The following is a 14,443-nucleotide window of genomic DNA, read 5'->3' on the forward strand; positions in this document are numbered from 1 at the left end:
CCTGTTATATTTACCTTTACCAACAGAGAAAGAACTATCCTCGAGAAAATGCCCTGCAGATGGATGTCGCGCTGAAAACCATATACTTCAAGCCGGGGGAAGGTTTCGACATCGAATCTTTTCTGAACTCTTCGGCATTTCCGGTACGGTTCCGGCCCGAACAGCGGCGAAAGGAGCGGCGGATTTTTTACGACACCTTCGAATGGCAGTTTTTCAATCAGGGGCTTGCCGTGGCCATAACCGGCAGGAGGCTCGTGCTGCTCGATCTGCAAAGCGGTATCGAGCGCCTGTCGATACCGTTTCTTTCCACTCCCGGACATTTTCTCCCTGCAACCCTTACTCCCGGAGCCCTCAGAACGGAGCTGGAGGCGACCGCCGGTCTTCGTGCGCTGCTCAGGCGCTGCACTGTCGATACGGAGGTGTTCCGCGCGAGAATACTCGACAGCGAAGAAAAAACGACCGGCTTTCTGCTGTGGGAAAGCTTCGCCCTGGTACGGGAAGGCGAAAAGGAGCCCGTTATCCGAACACTCGCCCTGAAGCCCCTTAAAGGGTTCCAGGATGAGACCCGGGACCTCGCCCGGCGTTTCGAGGATCTTCTGGGCGGCGAATGCGTCTCGGAATTCAGGGATATCTTCACCATGTTGATGGAAAAGGCAGGCCGGAGGATAAACGACTACAGCGCGAAAATCACCCTCGCACTCCGGCCCGGCGACCCTGTGCGGAAATCCGTCGCCGCTCTGCTGCTTGCCGCCCTGGGCGTCATGAAACGCAACGAAGGGTGGATAGGAATGGATGTCGATACCGAGTTTCTGCACGACTACCGGGTAGCCGTCAGAAGAACCCGTTCGGTCATCAGCCGGATCGGCGGTATTTTCGATCCGGAAACAACCGAAACCTGCAGCAGGGCATTCCGTGAAGCAGGCAACCGGTGCAACGCATTCAGGGACAGCGACGTCTATCTGCTCATGGAGTCCGAATACCGGGCAATGCTTCCCCTGTCGCTTGCCGGGCATATCGACCCTTTCTTCCGGGACCTTCGTGCGGCCCGAACCTCCGAGCGGAGGCGTTTCAGCGCATATCTCCGTTCAAAAACATACTCCGGAATGATCGCCGGATGGGAGAGGCTGCTCGAAGAGGTGCTCGACAACCCTTATGGAGGCACTCCCCCTGCCGCCGGGCTTGAACCGACGCTCTCCGTTGCGAAAAAACATATCGAAAAGGCATGGAAAAAGGTAGTGCGCCATGGACGGGCGATCCCGTCGGAGGCCTCCGACGACGAGCTCCACATGCTGAGAATCGACTGCAAGAGGCTGCGATACCTCCTCGAACTGTTTTCATCGCTTTTTCCCGATAAAACCATCGGACCGGTCGTCAGACACCTGAAGGAACTTCAGGAAAATCTCGGCATGTTCGTCGATCTGGCCGTACAGCAGCGTTATCTGCTCACCTGCCTGGAGGGCATGAAGGGAAAGCCCCCGAACCCGGAACTCGCCGCAGCGCTTGGGGGACTTGTCAGCCTGCTGCATCTCCGGCAGGAGAAGGCCCGGAAAGCTTTTCACCACACCTTCCGGCTTTTCGACAACGACGAAACCGGGACACTTTTCAGGGAACTTCTCAACAGCTGATAAACCAGAATGAAAACCATTGCGCTCTACAGCATAAAGGGAGGGGTCGGAAAAACCGCCGCCGCCGTAAATCTCTCCTATCTGGCATCGAGGAACTCGCAACAGACCCTTGTCTGCGATCTGGACCCCCAGGGCGCAAGCTCCTACTACTTCCGGATAGCCGCGCGTGAAAAATACAACAGCAGCAAGTTTCTTCAGGGCAGCAAAAAAATATACCGGAACATCAAGGCGACCGACTACGAAAACCTCGATCTGCTGCCGTCGGATTTTTCATACCGCAATCTCGACCTTGAGCTCCTCGAGGAGAAAAACCCGCAGAAAAAACTCAGGAAAAATCTCGAGGAACTCAGCGATGAATACCGCTACATATTCTTCGATTGTCCTCCGAACCTCACCCTCTTTTCCGAAAGCATCTTTGCCGCCGCCGATCTGATTCTCGTGCCGGTCATACCCACCACCCTTTCCATGCGAACCTATGAGCAGCTCAAGGGGTTTTTCGAAAGCAGCGGCCTCGACGCTTCGAAAATCAGGGCGTTCTTTACCATGGCCGAAAAACGCAAATCGATGCACCGGGACATTATCGAAGCCGGCTCCAGCCAGCCCGACTTTTTCCGGGAGATCATCCCGTACAACTCCGAAGTCGAAAAAATGGGGCTCTACCGGGCGCCTCTCAATGCCGTGCTCCCCTCCTCCGTCGCCGCAAAAGCCTACAGCCGGCTCTGGGAAGAACTGTGCCTGAAAGCGTTGCGGTAACCCTCCGAAGCAAGCCCGGCCTGCTATTTTGAAACCTTTCCTGATCCAGTATGAAAAAGGCAAAGGCATCTTTCCACCTGAACCGGACCATCTTTGCCGGCATTGCATCGGCAGCCGTCCTGCTGATTCTTGCATTCTGCCACTTCCTGAAACCGCCGCAGGATCTCGATGCCGTAAAAAAATCAGGGAAACTCCGGGTCATCATGACCTGCGATCCGGTCAACTATTTCATCTACAAAGGCGCCCCGATGGGCTACAGTTACGAACTTGCCCGGAAGTTCTGCGACGATCTCGGCGTGGAAATGGAGGTGGTCATGGTTCGCGACCTCGACAGGCTGCTTTTGAGCCTGAGGTCCGGCAATGGCGATATCGTAGCCCACAACCTTACCATTACCGGCCCGAGAAAGCTCGAAGTGAACTTTACCGAACCCATCAGCTTCACCAGCCAGGTGCTGGTGCAGAGAAAAGAGGCGGGAAAGGAGCCGATCAGAAAAATCAGGGAACTCCACGGAAAAACCATCCATGTCCGCTCAGGCTCGGCCTACTACACCCGGCTGCAGAATCTCCAGCGTTCCGAGGGAATCGATCTCGATATTCTCACCGTACCGGGCTCGAAAAGCACCAGCGAGATCATCACGGATGTCGCCAACCGGAAGATCGCCTATACGGTGACCGACCGGAACATTGCCGATGCGCACAGGTCGCTCTACCCCGATCTCGATTTCGAAACCGGGTTGAGCCGAAACCTTCCGCTGGCATGGGCCGTCCCGAAGCAATCCGCCGGGCTGCTGAGAGCGCTGAACCGGTGGCTCGCCCGTGAAAGCACGCAAACATACGTAAAGGTGCTGCAGGACAAATACTACCGGCAGCAGTACACCTTCAAAAAAAGGGCGATGCACGCCTTCTATTCCGGAAAAGCCGGCGAAATTTCCGACTACGACCCTCTGGTCAAAAAATATGCTCAAAGCATCAAGTGGGACTGGAGGCTGCTGGCTTCGCTGCTCTACGAGGAGTCGCATTTCGATCCTCAGGCCGTCTCCTGGGCTGGAGCCATGGGCCTCATGCAGCTGATGCCGGCAACGGCGCGCATGTTCGGCATGAGCGATCTCTTCGACCCGGAAACCAACATCAGGGCGGGAACGCTTTACCTTGCCTGGCTGCACAGGGAGTGGAACGATATTGCGGACCCGGAAAACCGCATACGCTTCATTCTCGCTTCCTACAATGCCGGTCCCGGCCATGTTCGCGACGCACAGAAACTGGCAAGGAAATACGGAAGGGATCCCGATGTTTGGGAAGGCAGCGTGGAAAGGTATCTGGAGCTGAAATCGGACCCCTTCTACTACCGCGACGAAGTAGCCGAATATGGTTTCTGCAACGGCATCATGCCGGTCAATTACGCGCGGAACATTCTCTCCAGATACGCACAGTACAAACAGGTCATTCCGCAGTGAACAGCCGTCAGCCAGCGGATGCTAAGACGTTGCCGGACGGGCCATTCGGGAAACCAATACGGCTTTGAGCGACCTGAAAAGAATTTCCGGAAACGAAGCGTGTCGTACAGGGCGGCTTCGGCTGGAGATCCGGCGGATTTTCGGGACCAGGGCTTTTGCCACCCGTTCCGGATCTTCGGCGACATGCTCCAGAAATCGTCGGGTTTCGGGTGAAACTCCCCGAAAAAGAAGCTCGGTTCTGACCAGGCCGGGACTCAGTTCATGCACGCCGATAGAGCCGACGCCGTTTCGGAGAAGTTCCTCCGAAAGAAAGGCCGTGAGAGATGCCACGGCGGTTTTCGAGACCCTGTGCGGCAGCGAAGAGCGTGAAAAACGTGCTCCTGCAGGCGAAAACCCCATATTGAACAGGTGATAGAGCGGCCGGAGCGAAGGGGGCTGCCGGAGCATGAGCCCCACCACTTCGCCGGAGGCCATCATGCTGCCCGCAAGATTGGTAGAGCAGACCTCGAGCATTTCCCTGCTGTCGAGATCCCAGAGCGGACGCTGCAGGGTACCGGCGCTTCCTGCATTGTTGATCCAGCGGTCCACCCTCCCGAGGCGTTCGCGCACGAACGACAGAAAACCGGTCAGCTCCGAGGGACGGGAAACGTCGCACACCATCCCGTGCACCTCACCCGAAGGCACCCGGAGTACGAGATCGTCAAGGGCGCCTGCCAGACGCACCGCATCCCTGCCGCAGATCGCCACCCGGTCGCCGGCCTCAAGAAATCCCGCTGCAAGCGCAAGACCGAGCCCCGCACTTCCCCCGGTAATGACCACGCCCAGCTGTCCCGTCGTGTTCAATCTTCGCAACCGCCGGTTTTTTCAAGAGGAAAATCGGAAACCGGGTAAAGTTCCCAGCCGGATGCGTCGAAATGCCACCACTCGGAGGGAAACGGCTCGAACCCCTCCTCCTTCATGGAAGATTCAAGCAGTTCGCTGTTGCGCCGGGCGGCAGCCGAGGAACCGGTCCAGCCCCTGGCCGCCTTCTCGGAAAAATCGTCGTAACCCGTAGGCATCTCAAGAGGCCGCCCGGTGCTGTCGGCGAGGCTTACATCGACGGCGGCTCCGCGATTGTGGCGCGACCCTTTTTTCGGATCGGCCACATAGCGTTCGTCGGGGAGAATGGCCCAGAATTTTTTCTGCACCGACAACGGGCGGTAACAGTCGAAAACAATCAGCCGGTACCCCTTCCGGCGAAGCTTTTCCTCTACCCTCAGAAGCCGCATGGCGACATCGCGGCGCAGGAGACACCTCGATGCGGGATAGATCGCTTTGCCGGTGAAATTGTTTGCTGTCGCGTAACGGATGTCGAGAATGATCGAAGCGTCATAGTCCGCAAGATCGGCGAACATCATATCAGGTCCTCGTGCAATAGCCGATCCGAAAGGCAGCACGAGCAGAAAAAGAAAAATGAACCCTTTTTTCATATGATCATGAAATCCGAATGCATTGATTGATATTACTGTTGGGAGCGGGAAGGCAGCCAGTAACGGTAGAGCCTCGAAACACTTTCAGGAATCAGCTCACGCCACTCCTCGCGCTCTTCATCATTCAATTCGGGCATATTTTCGTCGGTTCCCGACAGCAGAAAAATCGGGGTAAGCAGATGCGCTTCGGCATCGCCCTCTGCATTGAGGGCGTCGAAAACCGGCAGCCAGTCGTCCCACCGCAGCTCCATGCCGAGAATGAATCCCAGCGCCCAGGCCTTTACGGCAAGCTCCTCCTCTTCGGGATCGCCGAACACGCACTGGTCGAAAAGCGGGGAGTAACTCTCGGGATCGGCATCGAAAACCGAAACAACCGAATTCATGTAACGTACGATCAGGCCTGTCATACGGGCACCCTGCTCGGGAGATGAAAACGAGGGGGGCGCCTCACCCTCGACATCCAGAACCATCGGCAGCCACTCTGATGGTGTGATGAGCGAGGGCCCAACCGCCAGAGCGGCGAGGAACCCGTCGAGCATATCGAGCGTCATGGATTTGTCGTCGTGGGTGTCGAGAAGAAGAAAATCCTCAAGCTCGTCGAGCTCTTCGCTTGAAAGCGACTGAAACAGATCGTCGGAAGAAGTCATAAAAAAGAATGTTTTCGGTGGTTAGCCTTGCACGTTTTTACACGGAGTTTCAGACAGAAAGCCTATACGAAAGGTAACGATATTCCTTGAGAAGATGAATAAAAGCTTTATAATTTCGTCTGTTATGAGTTTTTCGACCGCCTGTTCAGGAAAAAGATACCCGGCATGAACGTGCGGGATTTTTTGGAATTACATTTGGATTTCATGCTGAAAAACAACTAACTTGAAAAGTTGAGTGCCGACCGGCCAAAAGCCAGAAGTGACAATCCCGTTCATCTTAACAAACGCTTCGCATATGCAGCACAGGAATTTGTTATGCCTACCGCGCTCCGTTTCCGGAAAATCCCGGCACCCGTTCCGTTCATTTTGCCTCTTTTTCTTTCTCTCTTCCTCGATTTTCCTCGCTCCTTCTTCCGACAGTTTTGCAGCTCCATCTTCTGAACAAAGTCTCATCCAGTCCGGCACCGAAAAGGCCGCCTGTTCCATGCGGAGCTTTTTCAGCGACGTCAGGCAGTTTTTCGGCATCAGGTACCGCTTCGGCGGACAGAGTACGGAAGGATTCGACTGCTCCGGATTTGTACGGTTCATGTACGACCGGGTGTTCAACACGAAACTTCCCCGCACCTCGATTGAAATGGCCAGCATCGGGCAGAAGGTCGAGCGCAGCGAACTCAAGCCCGGCGACCTGGTATTTTTCCAGACCCGCGGAGGCAACCGTATCAGCCATGTAGGCATCTTCGTCGGCAACGACACCTTCGTACACTCCTCCGTCTCCAGGGGCATTACCGAAGACAAGCTCCAGCAGAACTACTACGACAAACGCTTCGCCGGGGCCGTGCGGGTGCTCGACAACATCATCCCCGACTTCCCTTCCTTGCCCCTGCAGTCCAGCAGGAACACAGAGAACAAAGAAGCTTCCTGAGAGGCTTGCGGGGTTTTCTTTTTTTTCTTTCTTCCATTCTGCCGACAAGCGGTTAACCTGTCAGGCATTCATATCCTTTTGCCCTGCTTGACAAGGTTCAGTAAGCATGCAGAGGTATTTGCTGCTTATGTCAGATAGAGGCTTTCCGGCGCAAAGAACCCATCAGACTGTTTAACTATTTTCATTGAAAAAGATTATAGGCTTTTTTCTTTTCAAGAAAAAAAACAGAATGCCTGTTCATGTCCACTGTGGCAACGGTGAGGCAAAATTCCGGCTCGAACCTGAAATACAGCTCGAAAAAAATTATCGTTTAACACCTGCAGAACTGTCAGAGATAGAAGGAATCATCAGGGATCGTCATGATGAGCTCGGAAACTCCCGGCAAAAACACATTAAAGCCTGAGGTGACAAACATCTCGTCTCACGGATTCTGGTTGCTCAGTTGCGGAAAGGAGCACTTCCTTTCGTTCGACGAATTTCCCTGGTTCAGAAAAATCCTGAATATTGAAGAACCATGCCCCGGCCATTTTTACTGGCCCGAACTGGATGTCGATATCAGCATCGGTATGATTGAGCATCCCGAAAACTATCCGCTCTCCTTTGAATAGTTTTTTCTTATGGATTCCCCCCTCACGCGAAAAGCTCCCCCCAGGCAGGCCATAAAGGGCCTGTGCAATTCATGCCTGTGGCGATCATACGCTCGAACTCGCTACCTGATGTATCAGGAAATGGAATCGAACATCGAGGGAAGCTTTCTCTCGAAAAGTACAACTGGACGGGACTGTTTGACCGGAACCGACAGGTTCAGCAAAGCGGATTAAGGCTGTTCCCTTCTTCTGCCCAGAAGTAGTGCTTCTGATATTTCAAATCACATATATTCCCGTTCCCGCTTCTTGAACGGGCAGTGTTTGCCGATAATCAGCAGAGCATCTTCATGGTGTCAAAGGATTTTCGTGCGAACAACACATCCAATAATACCGTTCCTATAATAGCTTATTGTTTCAGATCAGCAGGATCAACGACATCCTGGTCGTCACTTAAATCCACAGGCGTATCTGAGGGTTTGTCGAATCCGTATGAAGTACCCTCTCGAGCGCCTTCATCTGTTGGTTCACTTGTCGCAGCATCCCCATCTCTGGCAGCATCGTTGAGTTGATCAAGAGCACTTTCTGCAAATATGCTGTTGTTGCCGAGCATGCCAACCATGGCAATTAAAAAAAGGACGCGATACACTTTTTTCATAACTGTGGCGTTTTCATTCCTGATTGGATCAATTACACAAAAAAACATCTGAAAATATCATTTATCAAACACAATCCATTAAAAATCCATATCATGAAAAAGTTTTTTTAAAACAATGACTTAACCGATGTATTCCTGCCTTGATAATCTGACGGCCAAAACGTTATTTCTTAAATAAACGCAATACCGGTAACAATGGGGAGTGGCACAATAAGGCCGTCAAAAACGCTGGCCGTAACAGAAACCATTTTACGATGCTGCCTTATATTCGCAGTTATTTTTTCTCTTAAACTGCCGAGCGGTCATGCTCGTATCACAGCTGAACGGATGTCAAATCTTGCTGGCAAGGCGGAAACGTATACGTCCGATAATGGAAGCTATACGGTGACGATCACCTACGGGAACAACTCCGCATCATGGAGTATGAAAGAGCATGGTTATGAACTCTGGAACAAGCCGCTCTGGGTTGAGCCCGGTCATGCCTCAGTGTCCGACAACGGCTCGGTCATTATTCTCCCGCTCTGGGGCTGGAGCGACGAAGGCGGATCGAGCGGCATGGCTGTCCATGACAGGGATGGAAATCTGGTTCGGGAAATACTTTTCAGGAATGCAGCAACGGAGAACAACTCGCTCCGGTGGATCAGTAAATATGCGGTTTCTCCTGAGGGAGACATGATTGTGACCGGCGAAAATGGAACAAAACAATCAACCATTACCATGTTCATTACCGCAACCGGCAATATTGCATGGACACAGAATACCAGCCTTGGTGTTGTCGTCGATATTGTGGTTTCACCGAAAGGAGATTACTCGTTGGTAGCTACCCGCAAGAGCGATAACAGCGACATGGCGTTTACACTGCTTGGCCGTGATGGCAAAATACTCTGGAGTCGCCCCATCGCCGCAAATTTCTCTTACGATGAACACTATGTTCGCTTCAGCCAAAACCTTCATACTTTCTATATTTACGATCTGAAGGCTCGCAGGCACATAAGTTTACCCCTGCCGGTTCAGAGCCCTGGTTAGTTACAGAAGAAATCACTGATATATCTCCGTATTTTGTTATGGCTATTGTAAATAAGATTCCATATCAGTATCATTGGTCAATGAGAATTGCCGTTTTTGCAAACCAAATCATGAATAATGCAATGGAAAAAATCATCAGCGCAGAAAGGGAACGCCTGCATCGCATGGCAAGAAAGACCCTCCCCGGTTTTGGTTTCTTGAACTCGGGATCACAAAATACGGTAGCCCATATGGACATACAGGCCGCAAGCGACTGCGATGGGGGTTGTGGAGGCCAGTGCCTCTCCGGTTGTAAAGATGAGTGCATTACGGTCAGCAAATAAGCTGTTCCGCTATTCAGGATATCCGTTACAAACTGCGGGGATCGAATCAGAATGTTCATCCCCGCAGTTTGTATTTCCGCATTCAACGACTGTGTTTTTGCCCCAACCTCCTTTATGGTCTTGAGATGATGCAGTATTTGCATGCTTTAGCAACAGCTGATGTATCGCTGTACGCCTTCCCCTCTTGTGATCAATGATTATCGTGTATTTATGTGTGCATCTGTCGCCAGGCCACCAGTCGTGTGGCAGCAGTCCAAAGCGAAAACCGTAACGTTCATGGTAACCGAAGATTGCCAGTTACGTTGCCGATATTGCTATTTCACAGGAAAAAACAGCCACAGCGCCATGAGTTTTGAGGTCGCCCGGAAGGTTGTGGATTACCTTACAGAAAATCGGGAACTCTTTTCAGAGCCCTCGATTGTATGGGATTTTATCGGTGGGGAACCCCTGCTGGAGATTCGTCTTATCGATGAAATTTGTAACTATATAAAGGTCCGTCAACAAGAAAAGCATCATCCGTGGGGCGCAAGTTACCGTTTCAGCATTACAACAAACGGCATCCTCTATGCCAATCCTGCCGTACAACGCTATATCACGAAAAACCATAAAAATCTCAGCATCGGTCTCACACTTGACGGAACACCACAAAAACACGATCTGAACAGAGTCTATCCCTCGGAAAAGGGCTCATATGCAGACATCGTCAAAAATATCCCGCTCTGGCTCAAACAGTTTCCTGACGCCAGTACGAAAGTAACGGTTTCGAGCGACGATCTGCCTTTTGTAGCCGAAAGCGTCTTGCACCTGCATGATCTGGGTATCAGGCACGTCAGCATCAATGTCGTCTTCGAAGATGCGTGGAAAGAAGGCGATGATCAACTGTTCGAAGAGCAGTTGATCACGCTTGCCGACGCGTTCATCGATCAGGAATTATTCAGGCAATGCACCTGCTCGTTCTTTTCTGAAACCATTGGTTATCCGCGAATGGACAATAACAACTGGTGCGGCGCAGGAAGGATGCTTGCCGTCGATAGTGAGGGAAACTTTTACCCCTGCCATCGGTTTACCCCTCCATCGCTTTCGCGGAAAAAAGCAATTTCTGTTGGCAATTGCTTTGACGGGATTAATCTCAACAGATTGCGGCCTTTCCTCTCGCTTGATCTGCGTTCACAAAGCACAGCCGAGTGCGTGGAATGTCCTGTTGCCTCGGGTTGTGCCTGGTGTCAGGGGGCAAACTACGATTATGCAGAAACCCAAACCATTTTCAGGAGAGCCACCAACCTTTGCTCCATGCACAAAGCCAGGGTAAGGGCCAATAACTATTACCGGAACCGGCTCGACCGTATTCTTCATGCCTGAATTTTTCTGCCAGATGCCGCACCTCCTGATTGTAATACTTGAAGAAGGGTCAACCTCGTTCTGTCACTACGAAAACAGCGGCTCCGCTCAGAGCTGCCTGATCGATGCAGACATCCTGCGAAAGGCTGTCCATTATGCCATCACCAACAGGCTGTTTGCAAGTTTTCTTTATGGCGACACCCCCCTGCCGCCAGCTCATGCCATACTCATTGAATCGGTTGAACACGTCAAGATCATTCCAGACCAAACGGTTTGTCACGGTACCGATTGTATGCAGGTAATCGATCTGGCCAACGGTGTCTCCGAAACTTTGATGCGTGCCAAAGCACTTCCTGATAGGGACGACAGCAATAGCAATATTATCCTGCGATTTTCGCGAAAAGAGATCCCCTTTCTGGCTGAAACCGTCAATCATCTTGCCGAAAACTGCCGCAGGGTGAATCTGGTAATCCGTGACCCGGAAAAATTCGGTCAGGCTGAACTCGACAGCTACAGAGCTGAACTCGAATCCATCCGGCGACAGCTCGAAAAGCGTTACCGGCAAGGAGCATTCGGCGAAATCAACGTTGTTTCCGACAGACTGTTTCTTTCCTCCATGCATAACTGTGGCGCTGGCCTCGATCATCTTACACTTGCACCGAACGGCAGGTTCTACCTCTGCCCGGCATTTTATTACGAAAATCCTGAAAACAGCATTGGCGATATCGCCTCTGGATACACGATCGACGACTCGCATCTACTTGATCTTGCTCACGCACCAGTCTGCCGCAACTGCGATGCATATCACTGCAAACGATGCATATTTCTGAACAGGAAGCTTACAGGGGAATTGAATACGCCTTCGAGCCAACAGTGCTCAATTGCACATACCGAGCGCAACGAGTCAAGGAAACTGGCGGAAACGATCAATCATTATCTTCCTCCCGAAAAACGGATTGCCCCGATTCCCGCTATCGATTATCTCGATCCGCTTCTTCCTCTCGCCGATCCCTCGCTCGGCCCGGCGGACAAGGATCGCCTCTTTGCCGGACTGCTTTCTAGGCCGCTCGAAGAGGTACCGGTAAAGGAGCTTCTTCTGCAGCTCTACCGCATCGATCCAGCCCTGCTCACAAAGCTGAAACAGCGCTGCTGTCATCCACCTGACCTCGAAACAAACTGAGCAGGCAATGACGCAGTACACCACTCCGCGCACCGTTAACGTAACGGAATTTATGCAGCGCACGCTGGTTTATCTCAAGCCCTACCGGATTATGGCGGCAGCCAACATGCTGCTGGCCATGCTTACCATCAGCTTCTATTTCATGTACCCGCAGATAACGCAGTACATCATTGATGCTGTTATTGCGAAACGACAGGAATCAATGATCATTCCCGCAGCAGTGGCCCTAACGGGCGCATTTTTGCTGCATGCCGTCAGTAATGCGCTCCGCATTGCAGTCAACACCCGATTCGGACAGAAGGTTATTCTCGATATGCGGCGGGATGTTTACGATCATCTGCTCTCTCTGCCGACAGGATTTTTCGATCGCCATGCATCGGGGGACCTCATGACGCGCATCATCGACGATGTAGCTTCCGTACAGCGCATACTCACAGACGGCGTTGAACGCGCCCTGACAACCTTCATGAGCATTCTTGCCGTACTGGTGATTCTTCTTTTCAAGAGCTACAGTCTCACCGCACTTGCATTGCTACCGCTTGCCGTGCTGACAGCTGGAGCACTCTGGTATACCTTCTCCGCTCATCCAGGCTACCGGAGTCAACGCCGGGAAATCGGAAAACTGAATGCTCTAATCATGGACTCCCTGCAAGGAATCCGACAGATCAAAGCTTACGGACGTGAGGAATTCGAAAGCATACGGTTCTCCGGACAGGCCGAAAGGCTCCGCCAAAGTACTATCAAAGTCATGGACATCTGGGCCGTCTATACTCCCTCCATGACTTTTGCTGGCTCGCTCGGAACAGTACTGGTTCTCTGGGCGGGAACGCCCATGGTGATGCACGGACAGCTTTCCCTTGGCGAACTTGTAGGGTTTCTTTTCTATCTCGGACTCTTTTACGAACCTGTCGGACGAATCGACGGGTTGAACCAGATGGTGCAATCAGCGCGGGCGTCCTCGGAAAGGCTTTTCACGATTCTTGATCTGGATACCGAACGGAAAGAGAGTACCGGAAACACCCCTTTTCCGGAAAAAGTGCTAGGAGATGTCCGGTATGAGTCCGTCAGCTTTGGATACAAGGAGGGAGTGCCTGTCCTGAAAAACATTTCGCTTCATGCCGCACCGGGAGAAAAGATCGCGCTTGCAGGCTCGACAGGGGCAGGTAAAACAAGCATGGTAAACCTTTTGTTAGCCTTTTATCGTCCAGTTTCCGGAAAGATTTTCATCGATTCACGGGATATCTCCTCGGTGCCGATCCACTCCTTGCGCAAACAGATCAGCCTCGTAAGCCAGGAACCGTTTCTGTTCAACGGCACCATACGCGACAACCTGCTTTATGGCCAACTCGAAGCCTCACTGGAGAAAATGCTTGCTGCTGCGGATGCCGCTAACTGCAGCGCATTCATTGAGGCATTGCCTGAAGGCTACGAAACCCTTGTCGGCGAACGGGGTGTCATGCTCAGCTCAGGCGAGAAACAGCGTATCAGCATTGCCCGAGCGCTGTTAAAAGATGCACCAGTTATCATACTTGACGAAGCAACTGCAAGCGTCGATAATGCCACCGAGCAGCTTATTCAGGAAGCGCTGGACAGGCTCATGAAAAACCGGACAAGCTTTGTTATCGCCCACCGGCTCAATACCATCAGTAATGCAGATCGAATACTGGTGCTGCACCATGGAGAGATCGTCGAAGAAGGCACCCATACGGAGCTGCTCAACAAGCAAGGCCGGTATACCCGATTTTGGATGATTCGAAATGAACAGGAGCGTGTGGCAACTCAAGTCTGGCCGAACGAGACAATGGACAAAGAGGCATTCTGAAGGGTTATCCGTTTTTTTTCGAAGTCCCGAATGGAAATGGAATCGAACGTCGAGGGAAACTTCTGAAGGAAGATACCGCGATGGGCTGCACAATACCCTCCGCTCCGGTTTTGCCGAAGAGCGCCGGAGGCAGTCTCTTCCTGTCAGGCTGCAATGCGGGCCGAAGTCCCGTCCGTACCGTGAGAACGGCGTAACGGCACCCTACAATGTCTGTTCAATGGAACTGGCGGTTACGGCCATTACAGCGCGAGCCCATGCAAATTTTGCCCTGATAAGGTCAAAATCGGAACCGGAAGCTTCCATGCTCGCAGTACCCTTGATCAGGAAGCCTGCTCCAGGGCCAATATGCCCGGCAACCTTGCGGCTTCCCAGCGTAATCAGTACCTGATTGTCAAAAGCGATGTTCGCTTCCGTACGGTGCATGTACCCGACAGGAATAAGGATTCGCTCATCATCAGTGATCCGGATATAACTGTTCCAGGTATTGACCATGTGAGGACCATCCTGCCCCAGTGTGGCTATCGCAACCACTCCGTCTTGTTTTAATACTTCCCTTAATTTCTCCGGAATCATCGGTATTCTCCATTATGTTGTAACAAAAAATGTAATGCTGCCGGTTGCTCCATCGCTGTAAGGGTATAT

At 52.3% G+C, this 14,443-nt stretch carries 17 protein-coding genes; 11 read left to right on the forward strand and 6 right to left on the reverse strand.

Features of this window, described 5'->3' with window-relative positions; all coding sequences use genetic code 11:
* Positions 1-59: 59 nt before the first annotated feature.
* From WBP50_RS02420 to WBP50_RS02430, 3 genes are read left to right on the forward strand one after another with little or no spacing between them, the layout of a single operon-like run.
* Positions 60-1,625 carry a CHAD domain-containing protein gene (locus WBP50_RS02420; RefSeq protein WP_423931473.1) on the forward strand — a complete coding sequence of 522 codons (1,566 nt, stop codon included), beginning with the start codon at positions 60-62 and terminating at the stop codon, positions 1,623-1,625.
* A 9-nt stretch (positions 1,626-1,634) separates the two neighbouring features.
* On the forward strand, positions 1,635-2,378 hold the full coding sequence (locus WBP50_RS02425; RefSeq protein ID WP_423931474.1) for a ParA family protein: 744 nt from the start codon (positions 1,635-1,637) through the stop codon (positions 2,376-2,378).
* 50 nt (positions 2,379-2,428) lie between these two features.
* Entirely contained in the window at positions 2,429-3,832 is a 1,404-nt protein-coding gene (locus WBP50_RS02430; protein WP_423931475.1) for a transglycosylase SLT domain-containing protein, read from the forward strand.
* Between the two features lie 21 nt (positions 3,833-3,853).
* On the opposite strand, the gene WBP50_RS02435 is transcribed toward WBP50_RS02430, so the two are convergent.
* The 4 genes from WBP50_RS02435 to WBP50_RS02450 all read right to left on the reverse strand — a co-directional run bounded on the left by WBP50_RS02435 (position 3,854) and on the right by WBP50_RS02450 (position 6,434).
* A complete protein-coding gene (locus WBP50_RS02435; RefSeq protein ID WP_423931476.1) occupies positions 3,854-4,675 on the reverse strand; it encodes an SDR family oxidoreductase in 822 nt (273 codons plus the stop codon).
* Entirely contained in the window at positions 4,672-5,301 is a 630-nt protein-coding gene (locus WBP50_RS02440; protein WP_423931477.1) for a M15 family metallopeptidase, read from the reverse strand. The genes WBP50_RS02435 and WBP50_RS02440 overlap by 4 nt, the downstream gene beginning before the upstream one ends.
* 32 nt (positions 5,302-5,333) lie before the next feature.
* Positions 5,334-5,948 carry a YecA family protein gene (locus WBP50_RS02445; protein ID WP_423931478.1) on the reverse strand — a complete coding sequence of 205 codons (615 nt, stop codon included), beginning with the start codon at positions 5,946-5,948 and terminating at the stop codon, positions 5,334-5,336.
* Between the two features lie 189 nt (positions 5,949-6,137).
* Positions 6,138-6,434 carry a hypothetical protein gene (locus WBP50_RS02450; RefSeq protein WP_423931479.1) on the reverse strand — a complete coding sequence of 99 codons (297 nt, stop codon included), beginning with the start codon at positions 6,432-6,434 and terminating at the stop codon, positions 6,138-6,140.
* On the opposite strand from WBP50_RS02450, the gene WBP50_RS02455 reads away from it, so the two are divergent.
* The 3 genes from WBP50_RS02455 (at position 6,433) to WBP50_RS02465 (ending at position 7,478) form a co-directional block, all read left to right on the forward strand.
* Entirely contained in the window at positions 6,433-6,870 is a 438-nt protein-coding gene (locus tag WBP50_RS02455) for a C40 family peptidase (RefSeq protein ID WP_423931480.1), read from the forward strand. The two genes, WBP50_RS02450 and WBP50_RS02455, sit on opposite strands and share 2 nt — an antisense overlap.
* A 229-nt stretch (positions 6,871-7,099) precedes the next feature.
* Positions 7,100-7,273 carry a DUF4160 domain-containing protein gene (locus WBP50_RS02460; RefSeq protein ID WP_423931499.1) on the forward strand — a complete coding sequence of 58 codons (174 nt, stop codon included), beginning with the start codon at positions 7,100-7,102 and terminating at the stop codon, positions 7,271-7,273.
* Positions 7,230-7,478: a DUF2442 domain-containing protein gene (locus WBP50_RS02465; RefSeq protein ID WP_423931481.1), complete on the forward strand. Its 249-nt coding sequence runs from the start codon at positions 7,230-7,232 to the stop codon at positions 7,476-7,478. The genes WBP50_RS02460 and WBP50_RS02465 overlap by 44 nt, the downstream gene beginning before the upstream one ends.
* 385 nt (positions 7,479-7,863) lie before the next feature.
* Here the strand turns inward: WBP50_RS02465 and WBP50_RS02470 are convergent, their stop codons facing one another.
* Positions 7,864-8,112: a hypothetical protein gene (locus tag WBP50_RS02470; RefSeq protein WP_423931482.1), complete on the reverse strand. Its 249-nt coding sequence runs from the start codon at positions 8,110-8,112 to the stop codon at positions 7,864-7,866.
* A 327-nt stretch (positions 8,113-8,439) separates the two neighbouring features.
* Between WBP50_RS02470 and WBP50_RS02475 the strand changes: the two genes are divergently transcribed.
* From WBP50_RS02475 to WBP50_RS02495, 5 genes are all read left to right on the forward strand, one after another.
* Positions 8,440-9,138 (forward strand): hypothetical protein, encoded by a 699-nt coding sequence (locus WBP50_RS02475; RefSeq protein WP_423931483.1) that lies wholly within the window; start codon positions 8,440-8,442, stop codon positions 9,136-9,138.
* A gap of 80 nt (positions 9,139-9,218) precedes the next feature.
* Positions 9,219-9,461, forward strand: a complete 243-nt coding sequence (locus WBP50_RS02480) for a hypothetical protein (RefSeq protein WP_423931484.1) — start codon at positions 9,219-9,221, stop codon at positions 9,459-9,461.
* A gap of 159 nt (positions 9,462-9,620) precedes the next feature.
* The gene (locus WBP50_RS02485; RefSeq protein ID WP_423931485.1) at positions 9,621-10,820 is read left to right on the forward strand and encodes a radical SAM peptide maturase, CXXX-repeat target family; all 1,200 of its coding nucleotides are present in this window, start codon (positions 9,621-9,623) and stop codon (positions 10,818-10,820) included.
* Positions 10,813-11,979, forward strand: coding sequence for a CXXX repeat peptide maturase (locus tag WBP50_RS02490; RefSeq protein ID WP_423931486.1), 1,167 nt, complete (start codon positions 10,813-10,815; stop codon positions 11,977-11,979). Before WBP50_RS02485 ends, WBP50_RS02490 begins: the two co-directional genes overlap by 8 nt.
* A gap of 7 nt (positions 11,980-11,986) precedes the next feature.
* Positions 11,987-13,801 (forward strand): ABC transporter ATP-binding protein, encoded by a 1,815-nt coding sequence (locus WBP50_RS02495; RefSeq protein WP_423931487.1) that lies wholly within the window; start codon positions 11,987-11,989, stop codon positions 13,799-13,801.
* Between the two features lie 201 nt (positions 13,802-14,002).
* Here WBP50_RS02495 and WBP50_RS02500 read toward each other — a convergent pair whose 3' ends face one another.
* The gene (locus WBP50_RS02500) at positions 14,003-14,374 is read right to left on the reverse strand and encodes a pyridoxamine 5'-phosphate oxidase family protein (RefSeq protein ID WP_423931488.1); all 372 of its coding nucleotides are present in this window, start codon (positions 14,372-14,374) and stop codon (positions 14,003-14,005) included.
* Between the last annotated feature and the right edge of the window lie 69 nt (positions 14,375-14,443).

Source organism: Chlorobium sp. (assembly GCF_049593655.1).
Taxonomy (GTDB): domain Bacteria; phylum Bacteroidota; class Chlorobiia; order Chlorobiales; family Chlorobiaceae; genus Chlorobium.